Source organism: Streptomyces sp. NPDC111520 (assembly GCF_055635295.1).
In genome coordinates this window covers 32,032-52,755 of record NZ_JBVKBW010000032.1, presented here as the reverse complement: position 1 = coordinate 52,755, position 20,724 = coordinate 32,032, and the positions used below count along the sequence as shown (strand labels likewise).

The 20,724-nt window shown below is 71.7% G+C and carries 17 protein-coding genes; 12 read left to right on the top strand and 5 right to left on the bottom strand.

Going from position 1 to position 20,724, the window contains the following annotated elements:
* Nucleotides 1-154 precede the first annotated feature (154 nt).
* The 3 genes from oxc to ACZ7MY_RS40385 all read left to right on the top strand — a co-directional run bounded on the left by oxc (nt 155) and on the right by ACZ7MY_RS40385 (nt 3,874).
* Complete coding sequence (gene oxc / locus ACZ7MY_RS40395; protein ID WP_499610687.1) at nt 155-1,906, top strand: oxalyl-CoA decarboxylase; 1,752 nt, start codon at nt 155-157, stop codon at nt 1,904-1,906.
* A gap of 90 nt (nt 1,907-1,996) precedes the next feature.
* Nucleotides 1,997-3,253, top strand: a complete 1,257-nt coding sequence (frc, locus tag ACZ7MY_RS40390; protein ID WP_499610686.1) for a formyl-CoA transferase — start codon at nt 1,997-1,999, stop codon at nt 3,251-3,253.
* Nucleotides 3,254-3,709: 456 nt separating this feature from the next.
* Nucleotides 3,710-3,874 (top strand): hypothetical protein, encoded by a 165-nt coding sequence (locus ACZ7MY_RS40385; RefSeq protein ID WP_499610685.1) that lies wholly within the window; start codon nt 3,710-3,712, stop codon nt 3,872-3,874.
* 202 nt (nt 3,875-4,076) lie between these two features.
* On the opposite strand, the gene ACZ7MY_RS40380 is transcribed toward ACZ7MY_RS40385, so the two are convergent.
* Nucleotides 4,077-4,520, bottom strand: a complete 444-nt coding sequence (locus ACZ7MY_RS40380; RefSeq protein ID WP_499610683.1) for a PAS domain S-box protein — start codon at nt 4,518-4,520, stop codon at nt 4,077-4,079.
* 774 nt (nt 4,521-5,294) lie between these two features.
* Here ACZ7MY_RS40380 and ACZ7MY_RS40375 point away from each other — a divergent pair.
* Nucleotides 5,295-7,517 carry a M4 family metallopeptidase gene (locus ACZ7MY_RS40375; RefSeq protein WP_499610682.1) on the top strand — a complete coding sequence of 741 codons (2,223 nt, stop codon included), beginning with the start codon at nt 5,295-5,297 and terminating at the stop codon, nt 7,515-7,517.
* Nucleotides 7,518-7,655: 138 nt separating this feature from the next.
* Entirely contained in the window at nt 7,656-10,091 is a 2,436-nt protein-coding gene (locus ACZ7MY_RS40370; RefSeq protein ID WP_499610680.1) for a helicase-associated domain-containing protein, read from the top strand.
* An 87-nt stretch (nt 10,092-10,178) separates the two neighbouring features.
* Here ACZ7MY_RS40370 and ACZ7MY_RS40365 read toward each other — a convergent pair whose 3' ends face one another.
* The 4 genes from ACZ7MY_RS40365 to ACZ7MY_RS40350 form a co-directional block, all read right to left on the bottom strand.
* Entirely contained in the window at nt 10,179-10,604 is a 426-nt protein-coding gene (locus ACZ7MY_RS40365; protein WP_499610678.1) for a ribosomal maturation YjgA family protein, read from the bottom strand.
* A gap of 45 nt (nt 10,605-10,649) precedes the next feature.
* Nucleotides 10,650-11,537 (bottom strand): MBL fold metallo-hydrolase, encoded by an 888-nt coding sequence (locus tag ACZ7MY_RS40360; RefSeq protein ID WP_499610675.1) that lies wholly within the window; start codon nt 11,535-11,537, stop codon nt 10,650-10,652.
* A 146-nt stretch (nt 11,538-11,683) separates the two neighbouring features.
* Nucleotides 11,684-12,640: a dihydrolipoyl dehydrogenase family protein gene (locus ACZ7MY_RS40355; protein WP_499610673.1), complete on the bottom strand. Its 957-nt coding sequence runs from the start codon at nt 12,638-12,640 to the stop codon at nt 11,684-11,686.
* The gene (locus tag ACZ7MY_RS40350) at nt 12,637-13,068 is read right to left on the bottom strand and encodes an FAD-dependent oxidoreductase (RefSeq protein ID WP_499610670.1); all 432 of its coding nucleotides are present in this window, start codon (nt 13,066-13,068) and stop codon (nt 12,637-12,639) included. The genes ACZ7MY_RS40355 and ACZ7MY_RS40350 overlap by 4 nt, the downstream gene beginning before the upstream one ends.
* 73 nt (nt 13,069-13,141) lie before the next feature.
* On the opposite strand from ACZ7MY_RS40350, the gene ACZ7MY_RS40345 reads away from it, so the two are divergent.
* The 7 genes from ACZ7MY_RS40345 (at nt 13,142) to ACZ7MY_RS40315 (ending at nt 20,711) form a co-directional block, all read left to right on the top strand.
* Nucleotides 13,142-14,065 carry a cupin domain-containing protein gene (locus ACZ7MY_RS40345; RefSeq protein ID WP_499610668.1) on the top strand — a complete coding sequence of 308 codons (924 nt, stop codon included), beginning with the start codon at nt 13,142-13,144 and terminating at the stop codon, nt 14,063-14,065.
* A gap of 157 nt (nt 14,066-14,222) precedes the next feature.
* Nucleotides 14,223-14,882, top strand: a complete 660-nt coding sequence (gene pnuC, locus ACZ7MY_RS40340) for a nicotinamide riboside transporter PnuC (protein WP_499610665.1) — start codon at nt 14,223-14,225, stop codon at nt 14,880-14,882.
* Nucleotides 14,879-15,982, top strand: coding sequence for an AAA family ATPase (locus tag ACZ7MY_RS40335; protein WP_499610662.1), 1,104 nt, complete (start codon nt 14,879-14,881; stop codon nt 15,980-15,982). Before pnuC ends, ACZ7MY_RS40335 begins: the two co-directional genes overlap by 4 nt.
* A 229-nt stretch (nt 15,983-16,211) precedes the next feature.
* Nucleotides 16,212-16,682, top strand: a complete 471-nt coding sequence (locus ACZ7MY_RS40330) for a hypothetical protein (protein WP_499610660.1) — start codon at nt 16,212-16,214, stop codon at nt 16,680-16,682.
* The gene (locus tag ACZ7MY_RS40325; protein WP_499610658.1) at nt 16,682-18,070 is read left to right on the top strand and encodes a hypothetical protein; all 1,389 of its coding nucleotides are present in this window, start codon (nt 16,682-16,684) and stop codon (nt 18,068-18,070) included. Before ACZ7MY_RS40330 ends, ACZ7MY_RS40325 begins: the two co-directional genes overlap by 1 nt.
* Nucleotides 18,067-19,515, top strand: coding sequence for a VWA domain-containing protein (locus ACZ7MY_RS40320; RefSeq protein WP_499610656.1), 1,449 nt, complete (start codon nt 18,067-18,069; stop codon nt 19,513-19,515). Before ACZ7MY_RS40325 ends, ACZ7MY_RS40320 begins: the two co-directional genes overlap by 4 nt.
* Before the next feature lie 77 nt (nt 19,516-19,592).
* The gene (locus ACZ7MY_RS40315) at nt 19,593-20,711 is read left to right on the top strand and encodes an ATP-binding protein (RefSeq protein WP_499610654.1); all 1,119 of its coding nucleotides are present in this window, start codon (nt 19,593-19,595) and stop codon (nt 20,709-20,711) included.
* Nucleotides 20,712-20,724: the final 13 nt, after the last annotated feature.

Genomic DNA, 20,724 nt, shown 5'->3' with positions numbered 1-20,724 from the left:
GAGGTCTATCAACCCACCTCAACGCCCCTGTGGCGTGCGTCGATAAACGCCGTTTATCGGCTGGTCGCCGATAGGTCTTGGACGCGGCGGAGCGGGCTGCGGATGGTGGGGGAAGCAGCCGCACGCATGACTTGCCCAAGGAGGACCTCGGACCATGACCGCCCCCTCACCACTGGAGACCGCGGCGAACGCCGACGCACCGGCCGAGCTCACCGACGGGTACCACCTGGTCGTCGACGCGCTCAAGATGAACGACGTCGACACCATCTACGGGGTGGTCGGCATCCCGATCACGGACCTCGCACGGCTCGCCCAGGCGCAGGGCATCCGCTACGTGGGCTTCCGTCACGAGAGCAACGCCGGACACGCGGCGGCCGCGGCCGGCTACCTCACCAAGAAGGCCGGCATCTGCCTGACGGTGTCGGCCCCCGGCTTCCTCAACGGACTCGTGGCGCTCGCGAACGCGACGACCAACTGCTTCCCGATGGTGCAGATCTCCGGCTCCAGCGAGCGCCACCTCGTCGACCTCAAGCAGGGCGACTACGAGGAGATGGACCAGCTCGCCGCCGCGCAGCCGTTCTGCAAGGCCGCCTACCGCATCAGCCGCGTCGAGGACATCGGCCGCGGCATCGCCCGCGCCCTGCGCACCGCAGTCTCCGGGCGCCCCGGCGGTGTCTACCTCGACATCCCCGCCGCGGTGCTCGGTTCCATCATGGACGCGGAGGAGGGCGCGAAGACGCTGAGCCGTCTCGTCGACCCGGCGCCGCGCCAGCTGCCCGCCCCGGAGGCGGTGGACCGCGCGATCGAGCTGCTGGCCGGCGCGCAGCGGCCGCTGATCGTCCTCGGCAAGGGCGCGGCCTACGCCCAGGCCGACGCGCAGATCCGCGAGTTCGTCGAGTCCACCGGCATCCCCTACGTGCCGATGTCCATGGCGAAGGGCCTGCTGCCCGACGACCACCCGCAGTCCGCGGCCACCGCCCGCTCGCTGGCGCTGAAGAAGGCCGACGTCGTCATGCTGATCGGCGCCCGCCTCAACTGGCTGCTGGGCCACGGCGAGGCGCCGCAGTGGAACCCGGACGCCAAGTTCGTCCAGATCGACATCGAGGCGAAGGAGATGGACAGCAACCAGCCCATCGCCGCCCCGCTCGTCGGTGACATCGAGTCGGTCGTCGAGGCCCTCATCGAGCGGTCGAAGCCGGGCCGGATCGCCGCGCCCACCGCCTGGCGCGAGGAACTGGGCGCCCGCTCGGCCCAGAACGTCGCCAAGATGGCCGAGCGCCTCAAGGCCGACCCGCACCCGATGCAGTTCATGGGCGCACTGAAGGCCGTACGCGACGTCATCCACCAGAACCCCGAGATCTACCTCGTCAACGAGGGCGCCAACGCGCTGGACATCGCGCGCAACGTGATCGACATGCACGTACCGCGGCACCGCATCGACAGCGGCACCTGGGGCGTCATGGGCATCGGCATGGGCTACGCGATCGCCGCCGCCGTCGAGAGCGGGGCACCGGTCGTGGCCGTCGAGGGCGACAGCGCCTTCGGCTTCAGCGGGATGGAGATCGAGACGATCTGCCGCTACAAGCTGCCGGTCGTCACGGTCATCATGAACAACGGCGGCGTCTACCGCGGTGACGACGTCAACCCCTACGACGACGCCCCGTCGCCGACCACCCTCATGTCCGCGGCGCGCCACGACGTGATGTTCGAGGCGTTCGGCGGCAAGGGCTACCGCGCGACGACCCCCGCCGAGGTCACCGCCGCTCTCACCGAGGCGCTCGCCTCCGGCGGCCCCGCCCTCATCGACTGCGTGATCGACCCCTCGGCGGGTACCGAGAGCGGCCACATCGCGCACCTCAACCCCAAGGGGATCACCGTCGGCAACATCGTGCCGGCCAAGAAGTGACCGCTTCGCCCGGCGGAGCCCCGTACCCCGAAGCAGCGTTCCCCAGCACCGCACACCCGCGCACCGCGAACAGACAAGAAGGAAGCCACCATGAGTGAAAAGCCGCTCGCCGGGATCAAGGTGATCGACTTCACCGGGGTCCAGGCCGGTCCCGCGTGCACCCAGATGCTCGCCTGGTTCGGCGCCGACGTCATCAAGGTCGAGCGTCCCCAGGGCGGCGACGTCACCCGCAACCAGCTCCGTGACGACCCCGACCTCGACGCGCTGTACTTCACGATGCTCAACAGCAACAAGCGTTCGCTGGCGATCAACACCAAGACCCCCGAGGGCAAGGAGGTCATGGAGAAGCTGATCCGCGAGGCCGACATCCTCGTGGAGAACTTCGCCCCCGGCGCCATGGACCGCATGGGCCTGGGCTGGGACCACATCCACGAGCTCAACCCGCGCCTGATCTTCGGCTCGGTCAAGGGCTTCAACGCCGAGTCGTCCTGGAACGACCTCAAGGTGTACGAGAACGTCGCCCAGGCCGCCGGCGGTGCCGCCTCCACCACCGGCTTCTGGGACGGCCCGCCGACCATCAGCGGCTCCGCCCTCGGCGACAGCAACACCGGCATGCACCTGATGATCGGCCTCCTGACGGCGATCATCCACCGCAACGCGACCGGTGTGGGCCAGAAGGTCTCGGTGTCCATGCAGGACGCCGTGCTCAACCTGACCCGCGTCAAGCTCCGCGACCAGCAGCGCCTGGAGAAGGTCGGCTACCTGGAGGAGTACCCGCAGTACCCGAACGGCGAGTTCGGCGACGCGGTGCCCCGCGGCGGCAACGCCGGCGGCGGCGGCCAGCCGGGCTGGATCCTGAAGTGCAAGGGCTGGGAGACCGACCCCAACGCCTACATCTACTTCACGATCCAGGAGCAGAACTGGAAGCGCACCGCCGAGGCCATCGGCCACCCCGAGTGGGTCGAGGACCCGGAGTACACCTCCGCCAAGGCGCGGCAGTCGCACATCTTCGAGATCTTCGGCGAGATCGAGAAGTGGCTGGCCGACAAGACCAAGTACGAGGCCGTCGACATCCTGCGCAAGTGGGAGGTGCCCTGCGCGCCCGTGCTCAGCATGAAGGAGCTCGCCGAGGACCCCGACATGCGCCGCAGCGGCACCATCGTCGAGGTCGAGCAGAAGAACCGCGGCACCTACCTGACGGTCGGCAGCCCCATCAAGTTCTCCAACTTCACGCCCGAGATCAAGGGCGCCCCGCTGCTGGGCGAGCACGGCAGCGAGGTCCTGGCGGACCTCGGGTACGACGGCAACGAGATCGCGGCCCTGCGCGAGAAGCAGATCATCGTCTGACCCGGCCGCCGGCCCGGACAGTCCCACGGGTGCTCCGCGCGATCCGTGCGCGCGGGGCGCCCGTGCCGCCGTACCGGCGGGCCCCGCGCCCGCGTACGGCGAAGCCCCCGTGTCGTCCCGGCACGGGGGCTTTCGCGTTCCGTGGGCTCTCACGACCCGGCCGGGGTCGCGCAGCCCGACGTCGGACGGGTCACCGAAGGATGAGCGTGACGGCGTCCGTGGGGACGGGGGTTGGACCATACGATGGGAGGGCGGTGCAGGCCTCCGTGGATTCCGCCGACCGCCCATCGCCGGCGGGAGGGCACCGGCCCTGTGATCCGCGCGTCCACTTCGAGATCTTCGGCGAGGCAGGAAGCCATGGCTCAAGAACCACGTCCGCCCGGCCGAACCGTGATGACCAAGGTCGAACCGGATCGATACGGGCGCGTTCTGTCGGGGTTCTACGAGGGTTACTTCGTGAAATTCCAGGACGATTCCGGGGTCACCGGCGGGTACTACATCCACCTGATCAACGACCTGTCCGCACCGACGGACGGAGGAGACTACTGGGTGGCGGACAGGACGGAGCTCGCGTCGTTCGTGGAGTCCTCCCAGTGGGAGATCGAATGGCTCCCTCAGTAGGAACACACTCCGCAGGGCCCGTCGGCATCAGCGCCGGCGGGCCCTCTTCGATGTCAGGCCGACACCGCGGAAGCGGGTGGTCACGGTCTTCGTGGACCGTGCGGGAAAGGCCGCATCCGGGGGAGACGAAGGATCCCCCGACCGCCGACGTCACGGCGATCCCGGTGACCCCTGACCCCGCTTCGCGTTCGCGGCAGAGGCGTCAAGCCGTCCTGGCCTCGGCCTTGGCGGCCGCCAGTTGCTGGTAGAGCTCCTTCTCGTGGGCGCGCCGTTCGGTGACGTCGCGGATGACCGCGCCGACGTAACCGGGGCGCCCCTCGGCGTCGTTCAGCAGCACCACGCTGAACTCGATCGACAGCTTGCGGCCGCCGGCGCCCACGGCGGGGACGGCCAGCAGGTCGTCGTCCCCGTACTTGGTGGTGCCGCTCGCCATGGACTTGTCGAAGCCGTCCCAGTGCCGCTGCCGGTGCCGTTCCGGGATGATCACGTCCAGGCTGCGGCCGTCGACCTCGGCGGCGGAGAACCCGAAGATCCGCTCGGCGCCGTGGTTCCAGTAACGGATGAGCCCTTCACGATCGATGATGACCACGCCGTCGGGTGCCTGCGCCGTCATGCCCAGCACTACCTCGGGGTCCAGGTCTGCCATGTCTCCTCCGGCCGTCGGCGGTTGTATACAGGCGGACAGCATACAGTCGCCACATCGGAGGCGGCAGAGCCCGGAGGCCGGGCGGACCGGGGCTCAACGAGGTTGCCCGGCAGCCAACTTGGCCGAAACGCATCGGTCGTCGGCCGCCTCGGCGCCGCTCACCTCCGCGTGGGAGCTCCCGGTGACACGGCGGGGGAGCGGCGGCCGCTCGCGGGCACTTCCCATCCCCCGCGGGCCGGCCGTGCCCCGGCCCGCCACCGCTCCGGGGCGCAGTCGTCGCAGAGGGTGTCGCGCCTGCCGCCGTCCGGCTGACCAGCGAGGACGTGAAGGCGATGCGCTGGTGATGCCTGCGAAGAACCGGGCCGGGGTGCGGGCCGACCGGCGTACGGCGCATCGGGCCGGAGGACGCCGCGACCCGTGGACCGCGGTCTCCGCAGGCCTGCCTGACGTGCCGTCATCATCGGGCGGAACGGCCCGCGACCGGCCAGGCCGCCGATTTGTGACACCGCGACGGGCGGCTCACCGGATTCCGGACAATGATCTCCGCACTTCGTGACAGTGGTGATGGCCGCTGCCAGCATCTGGGGCTGTGTTCGGGCCACTTCAAGGGGCGAGGGCGGCTCCGACGCATCCCCCCTCGGCCGTCCACGCATCGCCCCCGCTCTCAAAGGAGTCGCCGGAGTGCCCAGCACGTTCCCCTCCATCCGAGCCACGTCGTCATCCGGAGCCCGTGCGTCACGGCGCAGACGCGCCGCGGCGACCGCGACCGTCACCATGGCCACGCTCATCGCGTCCGTTCTGCCCCTCGCCTCGGCGGGCGCGCAGGAGAGCCCGCGGTCCGCGGCGGCCTCCACTGCCCCCGGCACCCGGGCGATCGCGCTCACCCCGGCGCAGCGCGGGCAGTTGCTCGCGGCCGCCGCCGCCGCGAGCGCGCGGACGGCCGCGTCTCTGGGGCTCGGCGACGAGGAGAGGCTGATACCGAAGGATGTCGTCAAGGACGCCGACGGCACCGTGCACACACGCTACGAGCGCACCTTCGCCGGGCTCCCCGTCCTCGGCGGCGACCTGGTGGTGCACGAGCGGACCGGCACCCGGACGGTCACCAAGGCGTCCGCCGCGCGGCTCGCGGTGCCGACGACCGAGCCGGCACTCGCCGCCGCGAAGGCACGGAAGTCGGCCCTGGACGTCGCCGGCCGGGAGGAGACCCGCAAGGCCGCGGTGGACGGCGCTCCGCGCCTGGTCGTCTGGATGGCCGGCGGCAAGCCCACCCTGGCCTGGGAGTCCGTCGTCACCGGCGTCCGGGAGGACGGCACCCCCAGCCGCCTGCAGGTGGTCACCGACGCGAAGACCGGCCGGCAGCTCGCGAGCACGGAGCAGATCCACGCGGGCACGGGCACCGGCCAGCACAACGGCAGCGTGCGGATCGGCACGACGCGCAACGGCGACGTCTTCGAGCTGGTCGACGCCGAGCGCGGCGGCAACGCGGCGTACGACTACGACACCCGCGAGGTCATGGCGGACGACGACGACGTCTGGGGCGACGGCACACCGGCCGACCGCCAGACGGCCGCCGTCGACGCGGCCTACGGCGCCCAGCAGACCTGGGACTTCTTCCAGTCCCGCTACGGCCGCTCCGGCATCGCGGGCGACGGCGTCGGAGCGCGCTCCTACGTCCACGTCGGCGACCGGTACGTCAACGCGTACTGGGACGACGAGTGCTTCTGCATGAACTACGGCGACGGCGAGGACAACGCCCGTCCGCTGACGGCCCTGGACATCGCCGGCCACGAGATGACGCACGGCATCACCCGCGCCACCGCGGGCCTGGTCTACAGCGGCGAGTCCGGCGGCCTGAACGAGGCGACCAGCGACATCATGGGCACCGCGGTGGAGTTCTTCACCGACAGCCCCAAGGACGTGCCGGACTACCTGATCGCCGAGAAGGCCGACGTCTACGGCACCGGCGTTCCGCTGCGTTACATGGACCAGCCCTCCAAGGACGACGTGGGCTACGGCGCCTCGCAGGACTACTGGACCACCGGCACCAAGTACCTGGACCCGCACCAGAGCTCAGGCCCGGCGAACCACTTCTTCTACCTGCTCTCCGAGGGCAGCGGCAAGAAGACGATCAACGGCGTCCGCTACGACAGCCCGACCGCCGACGGCAAGGCCGTCGCCGGCATCGGCCGCGCGTCGGCCACGGACATCTGGTACCGCGCGCTGACCGTCTACATGACCAGCACCACGGACTTCGCCGGTGCGCGCACCGCCACGCTCCATGCCGCCGCCGACCTCTACGGCATGGGCAGCAAGAAGTACGAGGCGGTCGGCAACGCCTGGGCCGCGGTCAAGGTCGGGTACCGCTACGTCGACCACCTCGCGATCGACAGCACCGACCCGCGGCGGACGGCGACCGGCCAGTCGGTCACCTGGCAGATCCAGGCGCAGAGCTCCCGCCCGGGCGCCCTCACCTACTCCGCCAAGGGCCTCCCGCGCGGCATGTCGATCGACGCCAGGACCGGCCTGGTCTCCGGGACACCGGTCAAGGGCGGCGAGTTCCGGCCCGCGATCACCGTCAAGGACGCGGCGGGCAACTGCCGCACGGTCCACTACCGGTGGACGGTGCTGGCCTCCGGCGGCGACGTCTTCGTCAACCCGAACCGCTACGACATCCCCAACTGGGCGGTGATCGAGAGCCCGCTCACGGTCAGCGGCCGCAAGGGCAACGCCCCCGCCGACCTCAAGGTGACGGTCGACCTCTACGCCGTCCACGTCGGCTTCTACGTCATCGACCTGGTCAGTGAGGACGGCCGGGTGATCCCGGTGAAGGGCTGGTCGCAGGGCTCCGTCGCGATCCCGGAGCTCCACGAGACGTTCACCGTCGACGCCTCCGCGGTCCCGGCGAACGGCACCTGGAAGCTGCGGGTCAGGGACAACACCCCGGGCAACTTCATCGTGCTCCCCGGCTACCTCGACACCTGGCGCCTGGGCTTCTGAGCCCGTCCCCGCGGGGGTGCGGCCCCACGACACGGCCTGGCGCCGTGCCGTGGGGCCGCGCCCGTTCGTTCACCCGCCGGGCCTGGGATCGCTCCGGGCGTCACAGGGGCCGACTCGCTGTGTTCTAGGCTCGGCAGGGTGCATGTGCGTACCGCCCTGGAGAAGTGGCTCGCGGGACTCTCCGCCGAGCGCCTGACCGTCCTGTTGGAAGAGCGCGAACTGCCGCGTACCGCCGGCTACACGCCGCTCACCACGTTCCGGCAGCTCGCGGAGCACCTCCTCACCGACGACTCCGTGGACCGGGCCGTCGCCGCGGGGACGGGAGGCGACGCGCAGCTGCTGGCGTGCGTGGCGGCCCGGGCGCTGGAGGCGTACGGGCCGGTGCCCGCGGCCGAGCAGCAGGCGTACGCCTGGCGCCCCGCGCCGCCGCCAGTGGATCCCTACACCCGGCTGGTGCCCGAGGCGGAGGTGCTGGACTGGCTCGAACAGGGCGGCACGCCGAGCGAATCGGCCGCCCGGGCCATGGAGCGCCTGCGGGACCGGGCGCTGCTGCTCCCCGCTCCGCGCGGCCAGTTGGCGCTGCCGCCCATTCTGCACGCGTCGGCGGCCCGGATGGACGGCTACGGAAGGCCGGCCGACCTGCTGCTCACGCAGGCGTACAACGCGCCGGAGATCAAACGGATCGCCGCCGTCCTCGGCATCGGGCAGCGCACCCGCGCGGACGCGCAGACCGCGATCCGTGCCGTGCTTCAGGACCCGGACCGCGTGCGTGAGTTGGTGGCCACCGCCCCGGCGGCGTCCCACGAACTGCTCGCCCGCATGCTGCAGGGGCCCCCGTTGCTGCGCACGCACTGCTTCGTCCCGCGGCACGGCGGCTACGGCGGGCCGGACCAGAAGTACGCGTTCCGGGACGGCGGCAGCGGCGACGAGGGCACCGACTGGCTCGCGGACCACGGCATGGTCGTGCCGGTCGGTACGGATCTGGTGGAGCTGCCGTACGAGGTGGGCCACGCACTGCGCGGCGAGCAGCCCGCGCCCGCGCCGAGCCTGGACCCGGAACCGCTGATGTGTGTCGCGCCGCTGCCCCGCGACTGGGCGGACCGGGGCGCGGCGGCGGCAGGGGCCGCCGCATGGCGCGCGGAACTGGTGCTGCGCGAACTGGCCGCGCACCCTGTGGCGGTGCGCAAGGCGGGCGGCATCGCGGTGCGCGACACCAGGAGACTGGCCAAGGCGGCAGGGACGAGCGAGGAACACACCCGGCTGTGGCTCGACCTGGCGGTGAACGCGGGCCTCGCCGCTCCCCGGACCGAGAAGGAGGAACCGGCCGCCCGCGGCAGGGGGCGCAGGCGACCCGCCGCGCCGCCGCAGCAGGCGCGGCTGCTGCCCAGCGAGCGCTACGACACGTGGGCCGCGGCCACCCCCGCCGGGAAGCTGCTCCCGCTGGTGGCCGCCTGGGCCGTCGTCCCGGAGGTGTTCACGTACTGGCCGGAGGAGGGCGAGACCCCGGTCGCGCTGATCAGCCCTCAGGACCCGTACGCGGTGCCGCTGCGGCACGGCGTGCTGCAGGCGCTGGCCACATTGCCGGACGGGTACGGGCTGACCGCAAGGGACGACGGACACGTCGAACTCCTCGAGAGCGCCGTCTGGTTCCGCCCGGCGCTGATGGCGCCCTACGAGGACGAGGACCTGGAAGGGCGGCTCGACGCCATCTTGGCCGAGGCGGAGCTGCTCGGCCTGGTCGCGCACGGCGCGCTCACCGAAGTCGGCCGCGCTGTCGTGGACCTGCTGGACGCCGGGGCCGCCCGCCACTACCCTGCCGTGCCCGGCGCGGACGCCGACCCGGCGGCAGGCGGCGCCGACCGGCTGGGGGAGGGCCTCGCCGAACGCCAGGACCTGGCCAAGGCCGTGGCCGCACTGCGCGAAGCCCTGCGCTCGATGCTGCCCGCCCCCAGCACCACGGCCAGCTTCCAGGCCGACTCGACTGCGACGGTCACCGGCACCCCCGCCCCGGAGCTGGCGGCGCTGCTGTCGGCGGTCGGCGACATCGAGTCCGAGGGGCACGCCGTGGTCTGGCGCATCACGCCCGCCTCACTGCGCCGGGCCTTCGACGCGGGATGGGACGCCGACGAGATCCACGAACGGCTCGCCGCCGTCCGCCGGCCGGGAACGGAACTGCCGCAGCCGCTGACGTACACGGTCAAGGACGTCGCCCGGAGCCATGGGCGTCTGCGGGTCGTGCGTTCGGCGTGCTGCATCCGGTCCGAGGACACGGCGCTGATCGCGGAGGTCGCGCGGGCGCGCGGCCTCGCCAAGCTGGGCCTGCGGAAGATCGCGCCGACCGTGCTGATCTCCACGGCGCCCCCGGAGGAGACCCTCGCGGCCCTGCGCGCCGCCGGCTACGCCCCGGCCCTGGAGGCGGAGACGGGGACCACCGTGCTGGAACGCGTCCCGGAGGAACGCTCGCGGCCCATGGTCCCCACTATCGACCAGGCGCACCCGCAGTACGGCGAGCGGGTCCGCGGAATCCCGTCCTCGGCGCGGGAGATGGCGGCGCAGCTCGTGGCAGGGCGCTGAGCGGTCCGCGGCCCGCGATCGAACGGGACAGGACGGCGACGCCGGTCAACCGCCCAGGTGCGTGCGTGAGCTGGGGAGCCCTGTCCTTCACCCACGCCCACGTGACAGGACGGAACATGCGGCGCTGTGAACCAGACACCCCGCCGCGGCCCCGATGGCGTACCAGAACAGGTCGGGCGGGTTGAAGGTGGAGCCGAGGACGAGCCGGGCGACGACGCTGCCCCGGGAGAGTTCCGCAGGCATGTCGCTGAGCTGCAGGAACTCGACGCCCCAACTGAAGGCCAACGCGGTTGCGGCGGCCGCGAGCGGGCTGAGCCGTGGCGCGACGAGCACGACGAGGGTGAGGATCAGGACGGTGTAGAGCGCGTCTCCGCCGTACTTGGCCACGCCCCCCGCGGAGAGCGCCCGCACGCCCAGCCCGGCACCGACCGTCAGGATCGCTGCCGCGGCGGCCGCCAGACGGACCGGTGCCACGTCTGCGGGGCGGGCGTGGGCGCTGTGGAGGAGGGTCACGAGGTCATCCTGCCGGAGTTCCGCCGCGCGGGTCGCCCGCGCCGGTCACTGCGTGTTCAGCACGGCAGGGACGTTGACCTGCCGGTGGATGGCTTCGTACATGCTGTAGCCGCTGTATTCCTTCATCTCGAGTGCTTCGCGGGCCTGGTCGTCCGACAGTCCCTTGTCCCGGGCGTCCCGTGCCAGGCCCGTCAGCTCCTCGAGGTAGGCGATCGAGTGCAGGATGTCCGCACGGCGCATGATGCGGCCGTGGCCCGGCACGATCAGGGTGTCGTCGTCGAGGATGTCGTGAAGGCGCCGGTAGGTGGCGAGCGCCTCGTCCGCCCGCCCCTCCAGCAGCCACGGGAATGCCGGGGGCGGCGCCTGCAGCATGTTCCCGACGAAGACGACGTTGTCCTCGCGCACGCGGACGACCAGGTCGCCGTCGGTCTGGGCGAAGCCGATGTGGTCGATGTCCACGTGCTTGCCCCCCAGATCCACGGAGCACGGTCCGGACACCGCGACGTCCGCCGAGCGGGCCACCACCTCCTCGATGCCCGCGTTCGGGCCGAGCAGTTCGATCATGAAGGCGCGGTCCTGCTCGAAGCGCTCGTCGATCACACGCTTGGTCGCCTCATGGTGGATGATCACCGTCTGTGACGGGAAGGCGAAGTTTCCGAAGCAGTGGTCACCATGGAAGCTGGTGTTGACCAGGAACCGAATGGGCAGCGGGGTCACCGCGCGCACCGCGCCGATGACCTGGGACGCCAGACGTCCGTTGCTCAGCGATTCGACCACCAGGACTCCCGAATCGCCGACGACGAAACCGGCGTTGGTCGCGGTGTGGTCGGTGTCGTCGACGTCCGCTGCCATGACCGCGTACACACCGTCTGCGAGTTCGCGGGGGTGCATCCGGACGTCGGCGGGATCGAAGGGCCTGCTCTTCTGCTGCATGGTTCTTTTCTCTTCTGGGAGGCGGGTCGGGCCTGTCCGGCCTGTCCCATTTGTCTCATAGCCGGACGGCCGCTGCATCGCGCGCCCCGCCCGCGCCCGAGGCGGGCGGGGCGCCGGGCCGGCCGGTCAGGGCCGGTCAGGGCCGGTCAGGGCAGGACCTTGTCGAAGACCTCGTTGAGGGCTTCGGTCGAGCTCGGGTGCGTGTAGATCGCGTCGCGGAGCTGCGTGGCCGTGATGTGGTGCCGCATCGCCAGCGCGACGGTGTTGACGATCTCCTGCGCGTCGATGCTGAGCAGGGCGGCGCCGAGGATCAGATCGGTGTCCGGGTCCACGATGAACTTCATGACGCCGCGGGTCTCCTCGACCGTGTAGGCGCGAGGCATGGCCACGATGTCCGCGACCTTCTCCCGCGAGACCTTGATGTCCAACCCCTGCGCGCGTGCCTGGCCCTCGGTGAGTCCCACCGTGGCGAGCGGTGGTGTGATGAACAGGGTGTGGGGTACCGCCCTGCGGTCGGTCGTGGTGCGCTTGCCCTCACCCAGGAGCTGGTCCAGGACGACGCGCGCGTCGTCGAGGGAGATGTAGGTGAACTGCTCGCCGCCGTTGACGTCGCCGAGTGCGTAGATGTGCGGCTGGCTGCTGCGCAGGTACTCGTCCACCACGATCGCACCGCTCAGCGCGGTGCGGACGCCGGCGGCGTCGAGCCGGAGGCCGTCCGTGACCGGCCGGCGTCCGGTGGCCGGCAGCAGTGCGGAGGCCTCGACGCTGTGGGTCCGCCCGTCCTTCTCGTAGACGACGGTGGAGACGGCGCCGCCGTCACGCACCTCGGTGACCTTCGCGCCGGTGATGACGCGGATGCCGTCGCCGGTGAGGATCTCCTCGACGGACCCGGCGATGTCCTCGTCCTCCCGCGGCAGGAGCCGGTCGGCTGCTTCGAGGACCGTCACCTCGCTGCCGAAGCGCCGGTAGATCCCCGCGAACTCCAGGCCGAGGTATCCGCCTCCCAGGACCACGAGACGCTCGGGCAGGTTCTGCGTGCGGGTGAGCTCCGTGCTGGAGACCAGGTGGGGGCTGCCCGCGAGGCCGGGGACCGGCGGGATCACCGGCTCCGACCCGGTGTTGACCAGGATCGGGGGGCGGTGACGGTGATGACGTCCGGTCCCTCCCCGACGGCGACGGTGTGCGGATCGACGAACCGGGCCGTGCCGGTGATGACCGTCGCGGTGTCCCTGCCGTTGAGCGCCTCGAAGTTCCCGGCGCGGAAGGCGCTGGTCAGCGCGCGTACGCCGGCGATCGAGCGGGCGAAGAACTTCTGAGCGTCGTCCTCGAGACGTTTGGCGCCGGAGAAGTGGACGAGCATCTTCGTCGGAACGCAGCCGACGTTCGGGCAGGTACCCCCGTACATGTTCTCGGACCGCTCGACCAGGACCACGCGTCGGCCGGCCTCGGCGAGCACGTGGGCGGCGGTCTTGCCCCCCTTGCCGAAGCCGATGACCAGGAGGTCCGCGGTGAGTGCTGTGGTGATCTCCATGCGTCGAGTCTGCGGCGGGGCCACCGGTGCAAATAGACTCAAGCGTCTCACCGTCCTGCCCGAAAGTCTCACCGTGGACTCAGTCAGCCGACTGCTGCGCCTGGCCCGGCTCAGGGCCGACCTCGACAAGCGCTGCCTGCTCGGGGCCGGCACAAAGATGGAGGTGCCGGCTCACGGTGAGCGGGAGGCGCCCTTCCATGTGCTGCTGGAAGGCACCTGCCGGCTTCAGGTGGGCACGGTCCTGCTCGACCTGCGCCCCGGAGACGTGGTCATGATCCCGAGCGGCACCCCGCACCGGGTGATCACCGACGGCGAGGGCGGCCAGGTGGGGACGGCGGAGACGGCCGGCGACGTGTTCGCGACCACGCGCAGCGAGCACGGCGCGGAGCCCGTCATCGACCTGTTCTGCGGGCACTACAGCTTCGACGCCGGTACGGGCGCACTGCTGTTCGCGAGCCTGCCCGACCCTGTGCACGTCTCCTTTGGGCAGTCGGCGGAGAGCGACGAGGTGCTGCGCATGCTCAGCGCCCTGATGCGCGGTGAGGCGCGACGTGAGGGCGAGGGCACCGCGGCGATCCTCTCCGCCCTGTGCACCGTGCTGCTGGCGATGGTGCTGCGCACCGCGCGGGGCGACGCCACACGGACCACCCTGTGGACCGCGGCGGCCGACGGTCGCATCGCGGCAGCCGTCGAAGGCATGCTCGACGACCCCGGCGCCGACTGGACGATCGAACGCCTCAGCCGCACGGCGGCCATGTCCCGTGCCACCTTCCTGCGCCACTTCACCCGGGAGACGGGGACGACCGTGGGCGTCTTCCTCACCCGGGCGCGGCTGATGGCGGCGGCGGAACTGCTCACGACCACCGACGCGACCGTGGCGTCCGTCGCCGGCCAGGTCGGCTACTACTCGGAGTCCGCGTTCTCCCGGGCCTTCCGGGCCCACCTCGGCACGACGCCGGCCCGTTTCCGGCGCGAGAGTTCGCTGCGCGGGGTGTGACGGGTCGGACGTGATCGTGTGGGCGGTCCGAGGTCCGAGGTCCAAGGCCGAGGTCCGGGGCCGGAGGTCCGTCCCGTGCGCCCGCGCCGCGGTAATTCCCTTGCCTCGCCGCACCCTCCCAGTTATCGTCAAGGTGACATATACAGGAGGTCGCCGCGTGGCTCTCGCGGACTTGTTCGCCCCGCTCCAGCAACCGCTGTTCACCCTGCTGGACACCCCCGTCAGCTGGGTGGAGGTGCTGGGCTTCGGCAGCGGCGCGCTGTGCGTGTGGCTCGTGGCCCGCCGGCACATCGCCAACTGGCCCGTCGGCATCGCCAACAACCTCTTCTTCATCCTGCTGTTCGGCGGTGCCGGACTCTACGCGGACGCCGCGCTGCAGGTCGTCTACGTGGTGCTCGCGGTGTACGGATGGTGGTCCTGGGCGGCCGCCGGACCCGCCGCCGGGCGGCTCGCGATCAGCCGCACCGACCGTCGCACCTGGGCGCTGCTGGCCCCGGCCACGGTCGTCGCCACCGTCCTGCTGACCATCGCGCTCGACCGGTTCACCGACTCCACGGTGCCCTTCTGGGACGCGCTCACCACCGCGCTGTCGCTGGCCGCCACCTACGGCCAGTGCCGGAAGAAGATCGAGTCCTGGTACCTCTGGATCGCCGCCGACCTCGTCTACATCCCCCTGTACGCCTACAAGGGCCTCCACCTCACCTCGCTCCTCTACGCCGGCTTCCTGCTGCTGTGCCTGGCGGGCCTGCGCGGCTGGCGGGCGGAGGCGGCCTCCCGTGCGGAGGGCACGCAGACCCGGGTGGAGGTGACGGCGTGAGCGAGTTCGACCACGGGCTGGTGCTCGGCAAGTTCTACCCGCCGCACGCCGGCCACCACCACCTCGTCCGCAGCGCCGCCGCGCGGTGCCGCCGGCTCACAGTGCTGGTCTGCGCCTCCGCCGTGGAGTCGGTCCCGCTCGAGGACCGCGTCGCCTGGATGCGCGAGGAGCACCCGGAGGCGGGCGTCGACGTCGTCGGCGCCGTGGACGACATCCCCGTCGACTACACCGACCCGGCCGTCTGGGACGCCCACCTGGCCGTCTTCAAGGCCGCCGTCCCGGATCCCGTCGACGCCGTCTTCACCTCCGAGCCGTACGGGGACGAACTCGCCCGCCGCTTCGGCGCGGTGCCGGTCACCGTCGACCTGCACCGCACGGCACACCCCGTCTCCGGCACCGCCGTCCGCGCGGACCCCGTCGCCTGCTGGCACCACCTGGCCGCGCCGGTACGGGCGGGCCTGGCCCGCCGGGTGGTGGTCGTCGGCGCCGAGTCCACCGGCACGACCACCATGGCCCGCGCCCTCGCGGACCACTACCGGGCGCGCGGAGGCGTCTGGGAGGCAACGCGGTGGGTGCCCGAGTACGGGCGCACCCTCAGCGAGGAGAAGTACGCCCGGCTGCTGGCGACCCGTCCGGACGCCACGTTCGACGAAGTGGAATGGGACTCGGACGAGTTCGAGCTCATCGCCGAACGCCAGGCCGCGGACGAGGACGCCGCCGCACGCACCGGGTCGCCCGTCCTGTTCTGCGACACCGACGCCATGGCCACGACCATCTGGCACGAGCGCTACATGGGCGGCCCCGCCCCACGCGTCGAGGCCGTCGCCGCCCGGGGCCGTCAGCACCTGTGGCTGCTCACCGACGACGCCGGCGTGCCCTTCGAGGACGACGGGCTGCGCGACGGCGAGCACCTGCGCTCCTGGATGACGGGCCGCTTCCGCACCGAACTCGAACGCAGAGGGCTGCCGTACGTGGTGCTCACCGGACCGCACGAGCAGCGGCTGAAGACGGCCGTGGCGGCCGTCGACGCCCTGCTCGCCCGCGGCTGGGGATTCACCGCGCCACTGCCGGAACGGGGCGGTTTCACCCTGCCGCGGTGACGCGGTCCGGGGCCCGCGGAAGCGGCGCCGCGCGGCCCTGCCGCGACCTCACCGCGGAGCACCCGCACCGAGCGCCCTCGTGCCCCTGACCTGGGCCTGTGCACGACCGGACGGCATTGTCAGTGATCGCGGATATGTTCAATGACGTCCCGCCGATCCGGCGCGGAATACCCCCTGCTGCACAGGAGATGGCGCGTTGTCAGATTGGGAGAGGTCGAGCACGGCCCGGGTGACGGCACCCGCGCGGCCGCGCAAGCTCGCCAAGGTTCCGTTCGTCGAACTCGCCGACGGACGCTTGCAGGGCGTGGTGTCCAGCGGCTCGGACATCGAGCGCGTCTACGTATCGTCGGTCGCCGCCGGCAGCTACGCCTACACCTGCAGCACCAACAACAACCGCCCCTGCGGCGGTGCGCGGGGCGGCTTCTGCAACCACATACGGGCCCTGATCGTCGAGGCCGTGCTGCAGTACGGCGCCGAGCGCGTCGCCCGCTACGTCAAGGTGGAGAGCGCGGCCGGCGAGCCGGACGCGCAGAGCGTCACGGCCGCCATGACGAGCGCGCGCCCGTCGCCGGGGGACAAGCAGGCGGCGGCGCCGGTCTTCAGCCGGTTCCTGCGCCACCTCGCCTACCTGGAACTCGCCCCCACCACGGCCCCCCTGCCCGAGATGCAGTGGTTCCCGCCGACCAGGGCGGTGGCGTGATGCGCATCGACCTGCTCACCGAGGACGTCCCCGGCCTCGACGAGGCCCTGACGGCCGTCGACGCCTTCGACGCGACGCTCGTCGGCGGACTCCTGCGCCCGCAGCCCGCCCAGGCGGCCGGCCTGACGGAACTCGTCCACGCCGTCGCGGGGACCCCGCTGGCCGCGAGGGTCGCGGAGGCGGCCGAGAAGGCGGCCGCCGGCGCCGCGAGCGAGGACCACCTGGTGGTCCTGGCCGCCGCCCGTACCGCGCTGCTCGGCTCCGTCCACGACGCGCTGACGTCCCGGATCCAGGAGGCCACCGGCCGGACCCGCGGCGACGGGGCCGTCCCGGAGCCCGAGGACGCACAGGCCCCGAACGTGCTGGCCGCCGCCCGGTCCTGGCTTTCCGACCTGGCCCGCGCCGGCTGGCAGGGCATCGACCACGACCTGGTGTCGGGCGCGGCGCAGATCGTCTCCGCGATGCTGCCCGAGCCGGGACTGCGCCGACTGGCCACACTCCTCGACGGCTTCGCCGCCGAACTCGCCGCCTCCTGCCCCGGCGCCACCATGGAACGGTTCCCCGTACGCCGCTGGGCCGACCTGTGGTCGCGCGGGATGCTGCTGACACTGCCCGGCGCGGTCGGCGCTTCCGGCACCGCGACGGCGACCGGCCGCCTCCTGCCCCTCGGCGTCGACGTGCAGGAGCACGCCACCGCCGTACAGGCCCAGGTCCACGCCGTACTCGAACCCGCGGACGGCGGGGCGGCCCGCCTGGTGCGCGCGAGCGTGTCGGTGCCGAAGCCGGACACCGTCGTCGGCGCCGGACTGTGGCAACTGCTCCGCCCGCACATGTCGCTGCTCGCGGCCGTCAGCGAAGGCCGCTCCATGGACCTCGCCGGCATGCCGGTCACCGCCGAGGGCGATCTGCTCTGGAACGACGCGCACGCCCAGGCGGGCGAGCCCGCCGACGCCTTCGCCACCGCCCGCGTCGCGCTGCCCACCGCCGCCGACCCGGCCGTCGCCCCCCTGGACCGCCACCCGGCGCGCATCGCCGTACCCGTCTTCCTGGAGGGCTACGCCGCCGCCATCGCCGACGACACGGTGACGTTCACCGTCGCCGGGCAGACCCTCGCCGTCGACACCGACCGCGTACCGGCCGCCGGACCGCTCACCCCGGAGGCCGTCACGGCGTCGGGCGCCTGCATCGCGCTGCTCCGCTGTGACGACGGCGCGTACCGGGTCCAGCCGCTGGCCGTCGAGACGACCGTGCGGAAGAAGCCCGTCACCGTCCACGCCGGGGCATGGGCGGGCGGGACGACCGACAAGAACGGCGTCAAGGCCGAGAAGGCCGCCACCGACGCCGTGGACGTCCTGCGGGAACGCGCAGGAAGGCTGCTGCGCAAATGACCGAGACCACCGAGGGAACCACCACGCACACCGACGCCACGGACGGGTCTCCCGCGGCCGACCCCCACGACAACCGCCGCCAGGTCCTGTACTGGCGCCTGCTCGCCCGGCTCTTCGACCACGAGGAGCAGGCCGGCCTGGAATCGGCGAGCCTCGCCGTCGTCGAGGACATCGGCCTGCCGCCAGCCCTGCTGGACCCGCAGACCTCCGTCGACTCCATCGTGCAGCGCCACCCGGAGCTGGCAGCCGAGTTCGACGGCCTGATGGCACCCGAGCCCGATCCCGAGGACGGCGCACGCGACCGGGCTGCCGAAGTCCGCCGTGCCGCGCTCGTCTCGAAGGTGCTGCTCAACGTCTTCGCCTCCGGCTCCGGCACCGTCACCGCGGGGCAGCTGGCACGCTGGCAGGCCGACGCGGGCTGGCTGGAACGCGCGCTCGGCTGGCGGCCCGGCGAGCTGCGCGGCGGCCGTGCCGGAGGACGCATGGCAGGACCCGGCGTCAGCCCCACCGGCACCGGCGGCGGGGGCACCACGCCCGACCTCAGCCGGCTGATCCCGGCGATCGGCCCCGAACTCGGCGCGATCGAGGCCGACCTCGTCAAGCGCATGCACCTGCGCGAGGTGCTGGCCGACCCCAAGCTCGCCGCGCAGCTCACCCCGAGCATGTCCCTGATCGAGCAACTGCTCCGGGACAAGAACAACCTCTCGGGCGTCGCCCTCGCCAACGCCAAGTCCCTCATCCGCCGCTTCGTCGACGAGGTCGCCGAAGTGCTGCGCACCCAGGTCGAGAAGGCCACGGTCGGCGCGATCGACCACTCGATCCCGCCCAAGCGGGTCTTCCGCAACCTCGACCTCGACCGCACCATCTGGAAGAACCTCACCAACTGGAGCCCGGAGGAGCAGCGGCTCTACGTCGACCGCCTCTACTACCGGCACACCGCGCGCAAAACGACGCCCCAGCGGCTGATCGTCGTCGTCGACCAGTCGGGCTCGATGGTCGACTCCATGGTGAACTGCACCATCCTCGCCTCGATCTTCGCGGGTCTGCCGAAGGTGGACGTCCACCTCATCGCGTACGACACGCAGGCGCTCGACCTCACGCCCTGGGTCCACGACCCCTTCGAGACCCTGCTGCGCACCAAGCTCGGCGGCGGCACCGACGGCACGGTCGCCATGGCGCTCGCGCAGCCGAAGGTCGCCGAGCCCCGCAACACGGTCGTCGTGTGGATCTCCGACTTCTACGAATGGCGGACCGAGCCGCTGTTCGAGAGCATGGCCGCCCTCCACCGCTCGGGGGTCAAGTTCATCCCCGTCGGGTCGGTGACCAGTTCCGGCCGCGGCAGCGTCAACCCGTGGTTCCGCGAGCGCTTCAAGGACCTCGGTACACCGGTGATCTCCGGCCACATACGCAAGCTCGTCAACGAGCTGAAGACGTTCCTCGCCTGAGCGCCTCCAGGCAGTCAAAGGCACCGCAAGGCAACCCAGGTAACCCGAACAACCCCACCACGCCCGAAAGGCCCCTCATGTCCGACCTGTTGCGCGCCCCCGCCGAGACCAAGTACGCCGAGGAACTCGACTGGCTGGAGTCGGTCGACGACAACCCCAAGCCGTTCTCCTGGCGGCTGTCGCCCAAGATGGTCCGGCTGTTCATCCTGGGCTCCGAGCCCTCCGACGGCCTGGACCGCGAGATCGCGCAGAAGTGGTTCGGCGACCGCAGCTTCGTCGAGCGCTCCATCGTCACCCTCGCCTCCGACCGCGGCCTGCTCCTCATCGGCGACCCCGGCACCGGCAAGAGCTGGCTCGCCGAGCTGCTGTCCGCCGCGATCTCCCGCAACTCCACCCTCGTCGTCCAGGGCACGGCCGGCACCACCGAGGACCACATCAAGTACTCCTGGAACGTGTCCATGGTCATCGCCAAGGGCCAGTCGCGGGAGTCGATGATCCCCTCGCCGATCATGACCGCCATGGAGACCGGCGCCATCGGCCGCTTCGAGGAACTCACCCGCTCCACCAGCGACGTCCAGGACGCCCTGATCTCCATCCTCTCCGAGAAGTACATCTCCGTCCCCGAACTCGACGGCGACAGCGACAACATCGTCTTCGCCAAGCCCGGCTTCTCGATCATCGCCACCGCCAACAGCCGCGACCGCGGGGTCAACGACCTCTCCTCCGCGCTCAAGCGCCGCTTCAACTTCGTCCGCATCCCCGTCGTGACGAACAAGAAGAGCGAGGCGGAGATCGTCCGCTTCCGCACCGAGGAACTGCTGCGCCGCCACCAGATAGAACTGGACGTGCCGCCGACCCTCCTCGACGTGCTGCTGCAGAGCTTCGCCGACCTGCGCGCCTCGGCCGCCGCGGCCGGCAGCGACGACGAGAAGCTGGAGTCGGCCCTGTCCACCGCCGAGCAGATCGGCGTGCTGGAGGACTCCATCCTGCACAGCAACTTCTTCGGCGAGCGCGCCCTGACCGCCCGCACCCTGGCCTCCTCGCTCGTCGGCTCGCTGGCCCGGCGCGAGCCCGAGGACCTGGCGATCCTCAACAAGTACCTGCACGGCGTGGTCGAGCCGCGCAGCAAGGACGAGGGCGGCGCCTGGCCGGAGTTCCTGGAGGGCGGCCGCGACGCGATCGCCACGCTGTCTTGACTTCCTCCCCCTC